This window comes from Daejeonella sp. H1SJ63, from assembly GCF_029360775.1.
Taxonomy (GTDB): Bacteria; Bacteroidota; Bacteroidia; order Sphingobacteriales; family Sphingobacteriaceae; genus Daejeonella.
Genome location: NZ_JARKMZ010000043.1, coordinates 40,823 through 59,698 on the forward strand (window position 1 = coordinate 40,823; position 18,876 = coordinate 59,698).

The following is an 18,876-nucleotide window of genomic DNA, read 5'->3' on the forward strand; positions in this document are numbered from 1 at the left end:
CTGCGTATTGCGTATTGAGCTACACACACGTCACAATTTTTGATTTATAGATTTTTGAAGATTAAAGTTCATTTTCTGAATCTCATCTATGTTGTCAAGAATTTCATTACAAAGTTTGGAATCTAAATATCCAAGCCGTTCAGAAATTACTAATTGAGTCTGCAATTCATATGAAGATCCATTAGCAACACTCAGAAAGTGTAAAAACTCCTTATTTGAATTTCTTCCGCCACCTTCCGAAATATTAGATGGAATTGAGACAGCACAACGTCTAATTTGAGATACTAAGCTAAAACGTTCATCCGCAGGGAACTTTGCAGTAATGTCGTAAACCTTTATCGCAAGGTCTATGCTCTTGTTCCAAATCTTGAGATCCTTTATGTTATGCATAATCATTATACTCTATACGCAATACTCTGTACGCTATACTCAACATTCTAATTCCTCAAAGGCTTACCTTTTGTCAAAATGCTCTGAATTCTTTCTAACGTTTTTTTCTCACCGCAAAGCGACAAAAAGACTTCCCTTTCAAGATCCAGCAAATATTGTTCTGAAACCAGACCTGGCTGTGAAAGATTCCCGCCACAAAGCACATAACCCAGCTTTTCGGAGATCTTTTTATCGTGTTCAGAAATAAAGTTTCCGGCGAACATGGAGTTTGCTCCCACATAAACTATTCCCATTCCCTGCTTACCCAAAACGCGAATATCCTTACGTCTGACCGGCTGAGTATATCCAAGCTCTGCCATTTCAATGGCTTTATTCTTTGCATCAATAATCAACCGATTTCTGTTCATACTGATGCTGTATTTTTCCTTTTGCAGATAACCAAGCTCGGCAGCTTCATGACCTGAGGTAGAAACTTTTGCCATACCAATGGTCAGGAACCTTTCTCTGAGAGCAGCCTGCTCGATCTGACCTTCTTTAAAGTCATCAGAAAGGCGAAGTGCAAACTCTTTGGAACCGCCTCCTCCGGGGATCAGTCCGACACCAAATTCCACCAATCCCATATAAGTTTCAGCATTAGCCTGAACATGATCTGCATGCAGACATAATTCGCAGCCACCACCAAGGGTAAGGTTATGAGGTGCCGCAACCACCGGAATATTGGAATAACGCATCCGCATCATGGTATTCTGAAACATCCTGATGGCAATATTAATCTCATCCCAATCCTGCTCTACTGCCGCCATAAATATCATTCCGATATTAGCACCGGCTGAGAAATTGGCTCCATCATTTCCAACAACCAGGCCTCTGAAATCCTTTTCTGCAAGATCAATGGCTTTATTCAATCCCTGCAGGACTTCCCCTCCAATCGTATTCATCTTGGTGTGAAACTCAACATTCAGAATTCCATCGCCCAGATCGGTAATGGTTGTACCTGAATTCTTCCAGACCGTTGAAGTTGAACGAATATTATCCAGAATGATGAAAGATTCAGATCCCGGAACAGTTTTATAGGTTTTGGAAGGGATATCGTAATATTTTTTAATCCCATTCTCTATTTTGTAAAATGATTCATTTCCAGCAGCAAGCATTTCATGTACCCATGATGCAGCTTCGCCGGTCTGTCCGATAGCCGGGTTGCTATACTTTTTCATGCCATCGAGGGTGGTTTTAACCCCCAAAGCATCCCATACCTCGAAAGGTCCGAGTTCCCAGCCAAATCCGGCACGCATCGCATCATCAATACGGTACAACTCATCCGATATTTCAGGAATACGATCCGAAACATACTCGAAAAGCCCAAAGAATGAGGTGCGGAAAAACTCTCCTGCCTTATCTGTACCATTTGCAAATACTTTCATCCTCTCCCGAAGGTTTTCAACCAATTTAGTTGCTTCGAGAGTTGACGATTTTATTTTTTGCTGAGGTTTATATTCTAATGTTTTAAGATCAAGGGCAAGGATTTCAGATTTTCCATCGGCTCCTTTAACTTTCTTATAAAATCCCTGTTTGGTTTTATCGCCCAGCCATTTATTCTCCTGCATTTTCTTCACATAATCCGGCAAGCCAAAAAGATCATGTGCTTTATCATCCGGAAGATTGTTGTACAAGCCTGAAGCTACATTAATCATGGTATCCAGACCTACCACATCAGTGGTACGAAAGGTGGCAGATTTAGGCCTTCCTAATGCAGGGCCGGTATATTTATCAACTTCCTCTACAGTAAGATCCATTTTGTCGACCAGGTGCAATAAAGCCATGATTGAATAAACACCTACGCGGTTAGCGATAAATGCCGGGGTATCTTTACAGAGCACAGTTGTCTTACCCAGAAATTTATCCCCGTAGTGCATCAGAAAGTCGATCACATCGGATCTGGTTTCTTTACCAGGAATAATTTCGAGCAATCTGAGATAACGTGGCGGATTGAAGAAGTGTGTTCCGCAGAAATGATCACGAAAATCATCTGAACGGCCCTCAGCCATCAGATGAATCGGAATACCTGATGTATTTGAACTGATCAGGGTACCGGGAGTTCTGAATTTTTCTACCTGATCATAAATCAGTTTCTTAATATCAAGACGCTCAACAACTACCTCAATTACCCAGTCGCATGAGGCAATATCCTTCATGTTATCTTCAAAGTTTCCGGTATTTATTTTGTTTGCTGATTTTTTTGTAAAAACTGCTGACGGATTAGCTTTGAGAGTGCTTTCCAATGCGGAATTAACAATACGATTGCGAACATTTTTATTGGTCAGATCAAGTCCTTTAGCCTGTTCCTCTGCACTAAGCTCTTTAGGCACCATATCCAGAAGTAATACTTCAACACCAATATTGGCAAAATGGCAGGCTATCCTTGACCCCATAATACCGGAACCCAGAACAGCAACTTTTCTGATCACTCGTTTCATTTTTAAGAAATTTCAAATTTCACTACCCGGAATTTCCGGGTAGCGAAATTGAGGTTTATAATCAATGGTTAGTTGGATTATCTTATTTAGGGTTTTTATCAATTGCAGTCTTTCCTTACTGGAAACATGTTCATTCAGGTATTCATTAAATGAACGTACCACAAACTTGGCAATCTGGCGCTTCTCTTTACCGAAAGGTGTCAGAAATATCCTGACCGATCGTTTATCCTCAGGATCAGGTTTCCTGTATATGAGATCCAGTTCTTCCATACTTTTAAGTATTCTGGACAGACTGGTTGATTTGACACCTGACAAAGCAGCAATCTGCGACACTGCTGTACCTTCTTCATGAATATTAATCAGCATGTAACCCAGCGCCTGGGTTATCCCATAATCAGAAGCAATCTGATTATATTTATTAGCAGCGGTCTGCCATGCTATTTTCAAAAAATAATCTACAGTTTCTTCCGGTCTCATTTAACTTACTATGCAAGCATAGCAAATCTATATATTAGAAATCAATAAAACAAGGCTTTTCATTTTTTCTACAAAAGCATTTAGCTGATAAATCTTAGTTTTGATCACAGATGAAGAAAAATAAACTATACATTCTGATCCTATCGCTGGCAGCTATTGCCGGAATGATATGGAATACACTGAGCGAACCGGGTATAAAGGAACTGAAAAGCAATTTTAAGGAAGAAGCATTTATCCGTAATGAGCAGAATACCGGACCTGTGATCCGCATCTATTCAGTAAGTATGGACAACGAAAACAGAAACGAAATTGAGCTATACGGTAACTACATGCCTCATAATAAATATGGAACAACCAGGGTTTATTTCTTTTTAAACAGTAAACCTTTCCCTGAATCTCTAAAATCAGGAGATATCAATATACAGGATGAGTTTAAGGAAAACTGCATTGCACTCTATGAAAAAAACGGAATGAGTCAAAGCTCCATCAGGTGGTATCCATTCAGAAATGAATAAAATAAAATTACCTGCTTACCCTCTGCATTTTAAAATATTCGGTGAATACCACTTCAATCAAATTATTTTGCCGGCGAGCTTAAACTAAAAGGAACAGACTTAGTAAATAATGGTTATGAAACCTTTTATCGGACGGGCATCAGCGCCAAAATCTATAATGTAATAATAGGTATCCTCTATCAGAGGTGAACCCTGATATGTTCCATCCCAATCATTCTGATAATTTCTGCTGGTATAAAACACTCTGCCGGCCTTATCAAATATTTTGACAGTATGATTTGGATACATATCAATATTTTCAATAATCCATTTATCATTTTTTCCATCATTATTTGGCGTAATAATATTAGTCGGCTTAATTGCTTTATAGTCATTAAGCACAGTAATAGTAATACCGGCACTCGTTATACACCCTGAAGCATTGCCTGCATTAACTGTATATGTGGTAGTTACTGCCGGACGAACTGTTAAAATACCACTATTCTGTCCGCTAACAATACCATGGGCATCCTGCCATTTGTAGGTAATTCCTCCGGCAGCATTCAACTGAACCTTCTCTCCTTTACTGATTACCAAACCTTTATCACTGATGATATCAACCACAGGAGATGGATTAATTGTGAGCTCAAATGTTCTGCTGATTGTATTGACTCCTCCATGCTCAGTGCCTCCATCATCACTTACGGTAACAGTGATTTTTACTATACCGATCATTCCCAACCGGGTTTTATAGTTAATAGTATTATCGTTTACCGTAAGCTCTTCAAAAAACGAAGAATTATCAGCCCCGACTGCCAAACTTAAATTCTGAGCAGATTCAGGTCCTGCAGAAATTCCACTCAATGCAATTTTCTGAATTTCTGTACTAAAGCATACTGAACGATTGGCAAGAGCATTAAGGGTTGGAGCCTCATTTACATCAGCTAAATTGATTGTAAAGATCTTTTCATAAGAAAATCCATTAACTGATGTTGAGCGCACCAAAACACTATAACTTGTTTTTCCCTCATAATTCAGAATTGCAGCCGTTACAAGCTTATTGCCGGCAATAGTGAACAAATTGTTATCAGTACCTCCTTTTCCTTCAACAAGACTGTAAGTGAAGCTATTTGAGGTAGAATATTTGGGAGTAGATGTTAAAGTACCGGCAATTGTCCCGGCAGACTGATTTTCAAAGAGGTTTACACCTGTTAAACTAATATCTGCAGGAGCATCGTTCCTTTCATTAACAGTGATGGAGTACACGGTTTTAGTAATACCATCCTGTGCAGTAACTGTCAAATAGTTTCCTGTTTCAGGGCTTGCACTGATATTGTCGGTATTCCAGGTCTGGTTTGATTCAGCTTTAGTTAAATTGGCAAGCAAATCTGATTTTGATGTTCCGTATGGAATATTACTGATGAGGGTTCCTGAAACATTATATACCGCTGACCTTATCGCAGTGTTTCTGCTAACCTCTACATAGGATATAAAAGTTGTAAAATGTTTGGTCCAAATGATAATATCCGTACCATTATCAACTTTATAAGCACCCTTCTCAGGCATGGCATTGGCAGCTGCCTGAGAATCTGTACCCGTTACGGATATCTCTGTAAACTGCCCTCCCGGAACAATAAAGCCTACCTTCTTACCGGTTTGCCCTTTCATCACAATTCTTACCGCCTGATCAAATGAAAGTTCTACTCCAGATGATCCCAACTCAATTGCTACTACCGGCTGTCTGCCAATTTCAGAATTTACCGGGTCAAGTGCCAGGGTTTTGATGGTAGGAGCAATGAGTACTCCGTTCCAGGAAGTATCAGCGGCTTTAACATTTACAAACTCCGGAATATATATGTCTGAAGATGATGAATAAATCGTTGTTTTAGGCAGAATTCCCAATCCTCCGGTAATTAATGAATTGAAATCAATAGTAGGACTTCCTGTACCTTCAGATACAGACATAATGATATCATCTGTAGGTGAAGTTGCAAGAATCTTTGGCTGAGCACCCGTAACAGTTGTAATTCCGGTAATTACATCCGGTATCACCTGATCAGGCATGGCTCTGATCACATTTATCTTGTATACCTTATCGCTTCTTCCGGGTGAAGATGTAATTACCTGAATTTCTTTTTCTGTACCGGCTATCAGCGGAATGATATCCGATTCGGAATTGCTTGTCACTGCTTTTCCGTCAACGGTGATTGTTCCTGTCCCAATCGGTTTTACTCTGATTCCACTGATCTGATTATTATAAGCCACCCCGCAGAAGGCATAAATACCTGAGCTGAATACATAGTTATAAGGAGTATTGCTAAGAATTATATTGCTAAGATCGGCTGCAGGCTCCTGAGTATAATTTACACTTGCAATTGCACTATTGAGCAGACCTGCCTTAACAGCAATTGCTTTGATCTGTCCGGCAGCATTGATCTTAGGCTTAGCCGCAGCAGAATACAGGAAAGTTGAACCTCCAGCTGAAGTATTAGGATTAGTACCATCAATAGTATAATATATAGCATCTGCACCCGCTGAAGTAATTGTTAGCTCCGTTCCGAATACTACAGCACCTGCGGCGGGACTAAAAACGGGGCTTACCTGGGTATCTGCAATTCTGCTCAGCTTTATCGTATATGTTTTACTAAACTTTCCGCTCTCGGTTGTACCAACAGTTATTGTTGTTTCTGTACCCGCTGCAATACTGATTGGAGCAGATGCAGTACCGCTTGCAAGGGTAAATCCATTGACTGTAATCACCCCGGAACCTGAAGGGCTCACTGTTATACTTGCTACAGAATTTGCAACAGATACATTATTATAAGTATAAATCGCAGGGTTGAAAGTAAACCCAGAAGGTGATCCGCTAATAACAATATTACTCAGGTCAGAAGAAATACCGGATAAGTAGGTAATTCTTGCCTGCGCCTGACTGCCGGTATTATTTTCTACTGCCTGCCCATTGATAGCAGCAACAAATATGCCTTCACCTTCGCCTGCAGGAGCGGTGACAGTTGCAAAATAGGTACCATCTCCCTTATCAGTAGTACCACTAATTGTTCCGGTACCGCTTAATTTAGTAATTGCAACACTTTGTCCTCCAACATTAAGATCATTGCTATTCAGGTCTTTTGCCCTAACAGTTAATATCTGTGTACTGGTACCATTTGCAGAAATTGAGGCAGTAAGTGGCGATAAAATGGAATTACGGGCAAGTACCGGACCTGCAACTGTAGTAATTGAAGCGCTTGTACCACTTAATGAATTATTGTCGGTAGCTGTAACTGTTGCAGATGTTTGTGCGGCAGTATGTGTTGTAAAAACAACAGTAGCAATACCGCTTGCATTGGTCTGACTTGTAGCTGATGCAAAACTTCCATTGGCATCGCTCTTTGTCCAGATTACGGTTAGTCCTGCGGTACCAACCGGACTATTATCAGCGTCAGCCAACTGGGCGCTGACTGTCACGGCGGAGCCTGCAATAGGGGAAGAATTGCCTGACGTTACAATGTATTTACTTCCAGCTGAAGTATTAATATTCACACCGGCACTTGCAGCTGAAGCATTCGTTGTGCCGGTCTCCATAACACGGGCATAAAAAGTATATTGCGTTGAAACACTTAAGCCGCTGAAGACATTACTGCTCTGCCATGTAGTTCCATTCTTGCTGAATTCATGTAAGGCATTGGCAACCAAAGCAATACTATTAGTTGTTTTTGAAAGCAATACGGGGGCAGCAGGAGCCGCGGGGGCTGTCGCTTTCTGCACAGCTGTAGTTCCCGAACTTGTAACTGATCCTGTACCTGAAACACCATCAGCAGTTGCAGTTACGGTAATCACAAAAGCAATATCAGCCTCAACCAGGGTATAGTTTGAGGAAACTGCACCACTGATAGGATTAGCTCCCCTGTACCATTGATAAACAGGAGTTCCGGAATTCGTAAGGGATGGTGCAGCACTCAATGTTTCCCCGTATCTTGGAGTACCTGAGATAGAAACTGAGCCGCTCATCACCGGAATACTCATTCTTGTAACAGTTATTGTATAAACTTTACTGCTTTTTCCGGTCTCGGTAAGCACCACTGAAATTGATTTAGCAACGTCTGCATTGAGGCTGATCGCAGCCGAAGCTGTACCACTGCTAACCGCGCTCCCATCTACAGTAATTGTTCCAATACCTGTTGGTGTAATTGTAATACTATTTACACTATTACCTACGCTCACTCCTGTATAGCTATATGTACCTGATGCAAATGTAAAACCTGACGGACTACCACTCAAAACAATTGAATTCAGGTCAGCACTCGCAGCCTGCGAATAACTGGCACTTCCCGTTGCGCTATTGCTAAATCCTGTTCTAACTGCAATTGCTTTAATCGTTTGTGCAGAATTAATTAATGGTTTTGATGCAGGATTATATAAGAAAGTTGAACCTCCTGCAGATGTTGCCGGATTTGAGCCATCAATTGTATAATAAATTGCAGAGGCTCCATCAGATATAATGGTCAGCTCGGTGCCAAATGCAACAGCTCCTGCAGCCGGACTGAATGTTGGTGTAGTTTGCGGAATAGAATTACTTATTTCAACATTTCCACTGGTGATAGCTACCCCGCTTGCCGGGGTAAATGTGAAAGTTCCAATACCGGGCGTTCCGGTAAATATCAATGTATTGGTCAGATTTGCAATACCATTACTAAAATCTGCTGCATTATTCAGCTTTGTTACTCCACTAAGGCCACTGATGGCGCCTGTTAAATTCGTGCTGACTGTGATATTGTTTGCTGATGCATCAAAATTTGTTACTGTATTACCATATGCGTCCTGAGCAGTAAGAGTGTTTGTGCCAATAAAGCCTGCTCCTGATGGTTGCGGAGATGCAAGACTCACATCCAATTTACTAAAGCTGCCTGTACTAACAGTAACATTATGACGATCAGCATCACTTGAAGTGATCGTTCCATCACTTGCGGTTATTGAAGCTGTTTCTGCTTTGTACAAGGTCGCCACTCCATTTTGTCCGCCGGAAACGGCAGCAAGCCCGTTTGTAAATAAAATGGTGGTTGAAGTACCGAAATTGACTGCGGCACCATTTTTATCTATCAGTTTAGGCACAAAGACCGGATTAGTAGTTGAACCTGCACCGCTAAAAGTCAGGCTCTTATTTCCGGTATAGCTATACGCTGTATTTCCATTTGAATCTTTTGCAGTGATTGTAAGGTTCTGGCTTGTGCCTGCAGTCTGACTTGCTGTACCTGAAATAACTAATCTGGTTGCAGCACTTGCTTCCCCGGTAGCAAAATCACTCAAAGTGGTAAAACGGGAATACTCAGTATAGGTACCGGTTCTGGTGTAAACGCCACCGTCTGGAGCACTCCAGCCATTGTTATATGTCCTGATTACAAAATTGGCTGTATTTGCGCTTCCCACATCCCCGCTTACATAATTCAGTCTCAACTTATACGAACGGGATCCCAGAGCAAAGGTACCATCACTTGTTAAAGTCCAGTAGCGATTAATATCTTTATCACTAATCAAATCACCGGATAAAATCTGAGGATGGGCCGACCCGGTGGTTGACAGGATAAGATTTCCGGCAGTACCTCCTATTCCGTCAATATCTATAATCAATGGGGTGTAATCAGTTGCAGTACCAATCTCATAAGTTGCAGCAGCCAGGTTACCAGTTCCAAGATTCTTACTTAATTTTCCAACAATATGTCCGCTGTTGCGGGATACGCTCCCTGCACTTGCAATTGTCAGTGTATTCAGTCCATTGTTGATATTTCCTGAGTTTAGTGTCAGAACTCCGTTTACCGTAAGAGCAGAATTTATACTGAGTCCATTGGAATTATTAAGCTGCAGATTATTAAGTGCACTAATACCTGATGGAATGAAAAGACCGGAAGAGCTCCCTCCAAATGAAATACTTGAAGCAGATGTTGCTATAAGGTTTGAGGATGTTCCCGCGATTGCCGAGCCATTCAAAGTTAGCGTATTTGAGCCGATTGCTATTTGTCCTCCATTCAGAGTCAGATCACGGGATATTGTAGTATTGCCGTGCAATGTCTGTGAAACGGTCTGCGAGGCATTACTCCATTCAAAATCCATGAATGTCTGATTCAGTCCGGAACTTAACGCAGTACTTGTGATTCCTGTAACTTTTGCTTTCGCATATGATGTAATTGAACTTACGGTCCGGCTCTGCCATGCTCCCTGTATCAGTTCACCTCCGTTCCTGGCATGTTCATATGTACCGCCATGAAATACCCCCGGTGTATACAATGCATTTGAATTTACAAAGGTTCCACCAGAATTCTTCAATGTTCCATGTACGTGAATATTATAATCAGAATGGTCATCTGCAGTATGATTCAGGGTTAATGTACCTGAAGAAATGTCAAACACTCCATCAATAATCATATTGTATAGGGTAATGGCAGTATTCAGCGAAGTAGTTATTGCTGCGGGTATTTGAACAATATCGGCCTCACTCAGTGAAGTGGTTGCAGGTGTAGCAACATTTGACCAGGTAAGCCCATTATCAATTGATTGCTCCCATGCTACATCTGTCCAGTTACCACTGGTCTTCGGCCTGTAAAGATGCCCCTCAATGATCGCAAAGGCACTGCTTGCCGCTGCAGACAGCACCATTCCATTTGTACGGGTTACTGTCATTACAGCGGTATTAGTTATTTCTGTATCTGTAGCTTTTGCTGAATATTCAAGAAATTTCAGATAATTAAGCTCAACATAAGTCTGTCCGGAACTTATTGTCCCCTTAATCGGACTTATACCCAAATCGACACCTCCGGCATCTGTTCTTTTAAGGGTTGAAGTTTTATCAAGCCCTCCAATGCTAAGGCTTAGCCTGAATTCGGTATCTGAGCTTGCAGTGACTGTATTTCCATAGGCATCTACAATTCCAACTCTCAGCACTGTGCTGTTTAATCCGGAAATAGGTGACTGAGGGCTTAAGCTGATTATTGACAGACTTGTACCAACAGAAGCAGATATATTAAAATTATTAGTTGTAGCAGTTGTCAATACAGGACTGCTGCTTGCCGTAAGTGTATAAGCGGTACCTGCCTTATTGATTGAAAGGTCATTGAATGTTGCAATACCTCCGGAGGCAGCTCGCGTTACCGTTCCGCTTAAAGTACCGGCGGCAGGGTTATTGCCAATTGCCAGGGTCACATTACGGGTATCTCCAGCTACCAGGTTTCCATAATTATCCTCGATTCTTACAGTCAGAGAAGGGCTGATCGTTGTTCCTGCAGTAGTATTTAATGGTTGTTCAGCAAACCTCATTTTTGAAGCTGTGCCTCCCGCAGCTATTACAGTGAGGCGATCTGTCCCTTCTGAACTGATACTGCCATCACTCACACTAATGTTAATTTCCTCTGCTTTATAAAGAGTCATCAGCCCATTATTGCCTGAAGACACAGTAGCAACTCCGCTATTGAATGTTATTGTTGTTATATTTCCAAAATCAATTGCAAGGCCTGTTTTATCTGTAACTGTTGGCACAGTTACAGGGCTGACTGAAGAATTTGCTCCGCTAAATGTTAAAGTTTTATCTCCGGTATAGCTTGGTACTGTATTTCCGCCTTCATCTAATGCTTTAATTGTCAGATTCTGGCCTGTACCTGCATTTTGATTAGCGCTTCCGGTAATGGCCAGACGGATTGCAAGCCCTGAACTGAATGTCACATTAGAGCTCGTAGCTGCATTACCACTTGCAGGAGTAAAGGTAAAAGTACCGGTTCCTGCTGATCCGCTATAAATCAATCCCCTACTGTTCAGATTGGCTACCCCACTGCTAAAATCACCGGAACTGTTCATGACGTTAGTGCCGCTCAATCCACTGATCGACCCGCTGAGAGAAGTACTCACAGATACAACATTCATCGAAGCATCATAACTGGTCACCGTATTCCCATACATATCCTGTGCAGTTAATGTATTGGTTCCGGTGAATACAATACCGCTGGCTTGCGGTGAAGAAAGACTGACAACAAATTTATTAAAGTTAGCAGTACTTACATTCACACTCAAACGGTCAGTACCGGTAGCGCTAATAGATCCATCAGTAGCTGAAATAACTGCAGATCCGCTTTTGTATAACCTTATCACGCCGTTATTATTCCCGCTTACTGTGGCTACCCCGTTGGAAAAGGTAATTAAAGTTGCTGTTCCAAAATTGACAGCATTACCATTTTTATCGCTTACAGTTGGCTGGGTTACAGGATTGGTCGATGAAGATGACCCACTGAATATCAGACTCTTATCACCTGTATATGATGTTACTGTATTTCCGCTGACATCTTTTGCCGTTAGGGTCAATACCTGACTATTTCCTGCTATTTGAGTACTGCTGCCTGTAATAACCAGCTTAGTTGCAGCTCCCGGATTAACAGTGATAGCCGAACTCGTTACCGCAGATCCACTTGCAGGGGTAAATGTAAATGTACCTGTTCCGGTAGTTCCGGTATAGGTTAGAGTATTGGTCAGATCGGCAACTCCATTATTGAAATCTGAGGCATTATTCAAAACATCTGTTCCACTCAATCCGGTGATTGCGCCGCCCAGACCCGAGGTCACTGTCACATTATTGGCAGAGGCATCAAAACCTGTAATTGTATTGCCATATGCATCCTGTGCCGTTACTGTATTAGTTCCTGTGAAAGCAATATCATTCAACTGAGGCGAGGTTAAACTTACCGCCAGTTTATTATAGCTTGCTGCACTTACCGTAACACTTAAACGATCTGATCCCGAGGCCGTAATACTGCCATCGGATGCAGAGATTGTTGCCAGTTCAGCTTTGTAAAGAGACATTCTTCCATTATTCCCTGAAGAAACTGTTGCAATACCATTAGTGAACCTTACAGGAGTAGCAGTCGCAAAACTGACAACGTTACCGTCCTTGTCTTTTACAGAGGGCGCCGTTACCGGATTGACCGAAGAGTTTGCCCCGCTAAAAGTAATATTTTTAACTCCTGAGTAACTTAAAGCAATATTTCCATTAGAATCTCTTGCTGTAATTGTCAAATCCTGACCGGCACCGGCAACCTGGGTGCCACTGCCTGTAATAACAAGTTTTGATGCAGAATTAGCTTCACCGATAACATATTCAGTTGCTGAAGTTAATGTTAACAGACTGTATTGAATATCTGTTGGGTTTCGGGTATATTCTCCATCCACCGGTGCAGACCAGGTACCACCTGAATAACGTCTGATCACAAAATTATTGGTATTTGCAGCTCCAACATCCCCGCTAAGGAAGGTCATCTTTGCAGAAAATGTTCTTGTACCCAAATCTATCGTACCATCAGGTGTCAGGGTCCAGTAACGGTTAATATCCTTATCAGTTAAAATATCACTTGAAGTAATCTGAGAATGTGCAGAACCTGCAGTAGAAGCAGTCAGATATCCTCCGGTTCCTCCCTCGCCGTCAATATTCAATAAAAGCGGGGTATAATCAGTTGCAGTACCAATATGAAAAGTAGCTGGCGCAAGATTACCTGTACCTAAATACATTTTCAGGTTACCCGACACATGTCCGCTGGTATGACTTACAGATGCCCCTGAAGCAATAGCAATACTATTTGAACCTGTTGTAATAATTCCTGAGGTTAGTGCCAGTACACCATTGATCTGAGGATTACTGTTCAGGCTAAGGCCATTCGAATTATTGATTGTCAGATTATTAAGCTGGGTAACACTGGATGGGAGATTGATTCCGGCCGAGCTTCCTCCAAAATAAAGATTTGATGATGATGTTGTTACAAGGTTGGATGGTGTGCCTGCAATAGTCTGGCCATTCAGCGTCAGGGTGTTTGAACCTACGGATAACTGACCATTGCTGAGTGTAAGGACTCCGGTAATTGTAGTATTGCCATGCAAAGTTTGAGCAACTGCCTGTGCTGCATTATTCCATTCAAGATCATTAAATATTTGATTCAGTCCTGCGGTTAATGCAGTACTGGTTATTCCTGTAATTTTAACCTTTGAATTTGTACCATTATGAACTTCCCATTTTGCAATTGGAATCTCCCCTCCGTTACGGGTATGTTCATAGATCCCCCCTGTAAATTTGATAGGAGATTGTGCAGCATCGTTATTTACAAAAGTTCCTCCTGAATTTCTGAAAGTACCATGTACGGTTATCTCATAACTTGACGGTTCCTGTACACTGTGTGCTAAAGTCAGGGTATTACTAACGATATCAAACACTCCGGGAACAAGCAGATTATACAGGGTTATGTCAGTATTCAGACTGGTTGTAATGGCAGCCGGGATCGAGACAATGTCAGTAGCTGTAAGAGATGTGGCAGTTGGTGTGGCAACATCAGACCAGCTTGTTCCGCCATCAATTGATTTTTCCCAGGATACAGCAGTCCAGTTTCCACTTGCTTTGGGTCTGTAAAAATTACCCTCAACAATACCGAATGCACTACCTGCTACTGATGTAAGATTCATTCCGGATGTACGGGTTGCTGTAATAACTGCATTTACGTTAACTGCCCCTAAGCCATCAGTGCCGGTGCTTTGAGTAAATTTCAGGTGATCAACATCTACAGAGCTCTGACCGGCAGGGATCGTTGCCCTGATCGGTGTAATACCAAGATCAATACCTGTTTCGTCGGTTCTTATCAGCGAGGAAGTTGCATCAACAGAATTGATTGTAAGGCTGAGACTAAACTCTGTATCAGCGGTTGCTGCAACCAGATTGCCATTGGCATCAACAATACCAACCTGAAGGATTGCATTACTTAATCCCTTGGTTGGATATGAAGGACTGAGGCTGACAATAGACAATGAGGTGGCGGTAGCAGCAGTAATATTGAAAGAAGAGGAAGTTGCGCTTACCAGTACGGGGTTGCTTGTTGCGGTAAGGGTATAGGCAATTCCTGATTTATTGATCGAAAGATTATTGAAAGTTGCTATACCTGCTGATGCTGCAACTGTTGTTGTACCACTTAATACCCCCGAAGAAGGATTAGTACCAATGGCAAGAGTTACATTCCGGGTATCTCCGCTGATCAGGTTTCCATAGGCATCTTCAATTCGCACGGTTATGGCCGGACTGATTACAGTTGCTGAAACCGTATTTGCTGGCTGCTGACCAAAGTTTAGCTTAGAAACAGATCCGGCACTGACAATCACAGAAAGATTATCTGTTCCTGAGGAGCTAATATTACCGTCACTTACTGCAACAGATGCTGTTTCAGCTTTGTAAAGGGTCAATGCCCCGTTGTTTCCTGAAGTAACAGATGCAATACCATTAGTAAATGAGATTACAGTATTATTCCCGAAATTAACAACAGCACCAGACTTATTTGTTACTGACGGTGCTTCAACCGGGAAAGTTGAGGAGTTTGCTCCGCTGAACACAAGATTCTTATCTCCTGTATACGTTGTTGCTGTATTTCCTTTAGGGTCTTTGGCAGTGACAGTAAGGTTCTGAACACTTCCGGCGGTCTGGGTTCCGCTTCCGGTAATTACTAATTTAGTGGCTGTACCAGAGCTTACATTTATATTGGATGAAATGACGGAACTTAAACCTGTTGAAGTAAATATAAAGGTATAGTTTGTCCCGACTATACCTGCAAGAGTTAAATCTGTATAAGTAGCTACTCCTGAAACTGCTGCAATACTTGTTGTTCCTCCCAGTGTTCCGGTTGCATCTGAGTTTACTGCTGCATTAATAGTATTCGTTCCTGATGTCTGATTGCCGTAAGCGTCCAGAATTGCTATTACCGGCTGGGTACTCAATACTGTTCCGCTGGCGGCGCCCACAGGCTGAGTATTAATGGCTAACTGGGCAGGTGAAGCTACACTGACCGTTACACTCAGTCGATCGCTATTTGCTGCGCTGATCCCGCCATCAGTTGCCGCAATAGTTGCCGACTCCACTTTATAGAGTTTCATAACTCCGTTATTGGATCCTGAGACCGAAGCAACACCGCTGCTGAACGTGATAGTGGTAGCCGTTCCGAAGTTAACTGCAGTGCCGTTCTTGTCGCTTACTGTTGGAGCAGTAACCGGACTTGAAGATGAGTTTGCTCCACTGAAAGTAATGCTTTTATCTCCGGTATACCCCGTAGCGGTATTCCCCTGAGCATCTTTTGCAGTAATTGTCAAACTTAGTCCTGATCCGGCAGTTTGAGAAGTATTTCCGGTAATTACCAGTTTTGAAGCAAGTCCCGGAGTTACCGTAAGGTTGGATGAAGTCACTGCAGTTAATCCGGAACTTGTAAATTCGAGAGTATAATTAGTTGCAATGGTTCCTGCAAGAGTCAGGTTTGTAAAAGTTGCAGTTCCTGCCACGGCAACTACAGTTGTTGTTCCTCCCAAAGTTCCTCCTGCTCCTGTCTTAATAGCCACTGTAACCGAACTGGTTCCCGAAACAATATTTCCGTAGGCATCTCGCAGTTCAATTACCGGTTGGGTAGTTAATAATGCTCCGCTGCTTCCCCCTATTGGCTGAGTAGCAATACCAAGTTTTGTTACTGAAGAAGCATTAACTGTTACACTTAATCTGTCTGAGCCACTGGTACTATAAGTTCCATCAGAAACAGATATAGTGGCAGATTCTGCTTTGTAAAGCTTCATCACTCCATTATTTCCTGCTGTTACTGTAGCAACGCCGCTTGTAAAGGTAATTACTGCCGCTGAACCGAAATTTACAGGTGTGCCTGATTTATCGGTAACAGTAGCGGTAGTAACCGGATCAGGAGAAGTACCCGCCCCGCTGAAAGTTAAATTTTTATCGCCGGTATAGCTGCTCACCCTGTTTCCTGCAGCATCTCTGGCAGTGATGGTCAGGCTTTGACCAATACCGGCTGTCTGACTGCTACTGCCTGTAAGCACCAGCCTGCTAATAGCCCCTGCAGTGACTAACACATTTGCTGAGGTAACAGCAGTAAGTCCGGTAGCAGTAAATTCCAAGGTATAATTGGTTTCAACCAGACCAGTAAGGCTGAGGTCAGTAAATGTTGCTATACCCGCAGATGCAGAAACAGTATTGGTACCTCCAAGTGTTCCACCTAAGCCTGATTTTATTGCAACAGTGATACTGGCAGTACTCGAAACAGGATTACCCTGAGTATCCAGAACACCAATAACCGGCTGCGTACTCAAAACATTGCCACTGCTACCGCCAACAGGCTGTGTATTTATCGCCAGCTTAGCAGCGGCTCCTGCGCTAACTGTCACAGTAAGGCGATCTGAACCTTCAGTACTGATCGTTCCGTCAGTTACAGCAATAGTTGCTGTTTCTGCTTTGTAAAGATTCATTACCCCATTATTCCCGGATACTACAGATGCAACTCCATTATTAAAAGTAAGAGTAGTAGATGCAGTAAAGGCCACCCAGTTGCCATTTTTATCTTTTACTGCAGGTTGATAATCTCCTATTGAACTTGCCCCACTGAAGATTAAGGTTTTATCACCAGTGTATGAAGTAGCCGTATTTCCGCTAATGTCTTTAGCTGTAATGGTAATATTCTGACTTGCACCTGAAATCTGGCTGCTGCTTCCTGTTATGATCAGTTTGGTGGCAGTTCCCGGATTGATCGTAACATTAGCACTCGTAACGGCATTACCCCCATTCTGTGGTGTAAATGTGAATGTACCGGTGCCAGTAAGCCCGGTATATTTCATTCCTCTGGCTGTACGGTCAGATACACCATTAACAAAAGAATCAGGTGATTTTATAGTATTTGTTCCATTTAAACTAATTACTGATCCGGTTAAAGAAGTAGTTACAACAATATTATTGTCGGGAGCATAAAAGTTTGTTACTGTATTCCCGTAGAAATCAAGAGCAGTTAAAGTATTCGTTCCGGTAAAATCAACTGCATTAATTTGCGGAGATGTTAAACTAACAGACAGTTTATTAAAAGCTCCGAAGCCAACTGTTACTGTCAGGCGGTCATCATTTGCAGAGGTAATACTTCCATCTGTAACTGAGACTATTGCAGTTTCAGCTTTATAAAGTTTCATCACCCCATTATTGCTGCCCGATACCGCTGCCACACCTGAAACGAAAGTGAAAGTTCCGGGGCTGCCAAAACTTATTGCAGTTCCGCTCTTGTCACTTACAGTAGGATTAGTAAGCGGATTAAGGGAGGCATTAGCACCTGAAAAAGTAAGGTTCTTATCCCCTGCATAGCTTGTAACTGTATTACCACTGGCATCCTTAGCTGTGATTGTAATGTTTTGGCTGCCACCTGCAATCTGTGTACCATTTCCTGTAATCACCAGTCTGCTGATAAGGCCCGCACTTACATTTACACTGGAAGATGTAATCGATGTCAATCCGGAAGATGTAAACTCCAGGGTATAATTTGTACCTACTAAACCTGATAAGGTAAGATTTGTAAAAGTTGCAGTACCTCCTGATGCTGTTACAGACGTTGTTCCTCCTAATGTACCGCCTGCTCCGGTTTTAATTGCCGCCGAAACACTTGCCGTACTTGCCACAAGGTTACCATAAACATCCTTTACCTGAACAACCGGCTGGGTACTCAAAACTCCGCCACTGGCTCCGCCTGCAGGCTGGGTACTAATTTCCAGTTTATTTGCGGCAGCAGCACTTACTGTAACACTCAAATTGTATGAACCTGAAGAAGATATACTGCCATCACTCACAGACACCGCAGCAGTTTCGGCTTTATAAAGCTTCATTACCCCGTTATTGCTGCCCGATACCGTAGCAACCCCGTTTGTAAATGTAATGGTTGTAGCTGAACCAAAATTTATGGCTGTACCAATTTTATTGCTAACCGTAGGACTGGTTGCAGGACTTGAAGATAAGTTTGCACCACTAAAGATCAGGTTTTTATCTCCGGTATATGTTGTTGAGGTGTTACCTCCTGCATCCTGTGCTGTAATTGTGATGTTCTGTGAGCCCCCTGCGGTCAAGGTACCGCTGCCGGTGATTACAAGTCTGGCCGCCGGCCCTGCACTAACCGCTACATTATTACTGGTCACCGGTGTAAGCCCGGTAGAAGTAAACTCAAACGTATAATTAG

Annotated in this window: 5 protein-coding genes; 1 reads left to right on the forward strand and 4 read right to left on the reverse strand. The window is 42.3% G+C overall.

The window, feature by feature from the left end; all coding sequences use genetic code 11:
* Positions 1 to 30 precede the first annotated feature (30 nt).
* From P2W72_RS15610 to P2W72_RS15620, 3 genes are read right to left on the reverse strand one after another with little or no spacing between them, the layout of a single operon-like run.
* Positions 31 to 396, reverse strand: coding sequence for a four helix bundle protein (locus P2W72_RS15610; RefSeq protein ID WP_276364548.1), 366 nt, complete (start codon positions 394 to 396; stop codon positions 31 to 33).
* Positions 397 to 437: 41 nt separating this feature from the next.
* On the reverse strand, positions 438 to 2,864 hold the full coding sequence (locus tag P2W72_RS15615; RefSeq protein ID WP_276364550.1) for a 3-hydroxyacyl-CoA dehydrogenase/enoyl-CoA hydratase family protein: 2,427 nt from the start codon (positions 2,862 to 2,864) through the stop codon (positions 438 to 440).
* 12 nt (positions 2,865 to 2,876) lie between these two features.
* Positions 2,877 to 3,341: a MarR family transcriptional regulator gene (locus P2W72_RS15620; protein ID WP_276364552.1), complete on the reverse strand. Its 465-nt coding sequence runs from the start codon at positions 3,339 to 3,341 to the stop codon at positions 2,877 to 2,879.
* Between the two features lie 110 nt (positions 3,342 to 3,451).
* Between P2W72_RS15620 and P2W72_RS15625 the strand changes: the two genes are divergently transcribed.
* Complete coding sequence (locus P2W72_RS15625; protein WP_276364555.1) at positions 3,452 to 3,856, forward strand: hypothetical protein; 405 nt, start codon at positions 3,452 to 3,454, stop codon at positions 3,854 to 3,856.
* A gap of 99 nt (positions 3,857 to 3,955) precedes the next feature.
* On the opposite strand, the gene P2W72_RS15630 is transcribed toward P2W72_RS15625, so the two are convergent.
* The gene (locus P2W72_RS15630) at positions 3,956 to 18,835 is read right to left on the reverse strand and encodes a gliding motility-associated C-terminal domain-containing protein (protein ID WP_276364558.1); all 14,880 of its coding nucleotides are present in this window, start codon (positions 18,833 to 18,835) and stop codon (positions 3,956 to 3,958) included.
* Positions 18,836 to 18,876 lie beyond the last annotated feature (41 nt).

Coding starts and splice junctions, on each gene's coding strand:
- P2W72_RS15610 (WP_276364548.1), bottom strand. CDS start 396: ATGATTATGCATAACATAAAGGATCTCAAGATTTGGAACAAGAGCATA.
- P2W72_RS15615 (WP_276364550.1), bottom strand. CDS start 2,864: ATGAAACGAGTGATCAGAAAAGTTGCTGTTCTGGGTTCCGGTATTATG.
- P2W72_RS15620 (WP_276364552.1), bottom strand. CDS start 3,341: ATGAGACCGGAAGAAACTGTAGATTATTTTTTGAAAATAGCATGGCAG.
- P2W72_RS15625 (WP_276364555.1), top strand. CDS start 3,452: ATGAAGAAAAATAAACTATACATTCTGATCCTATCGCTGGCAGCTATT.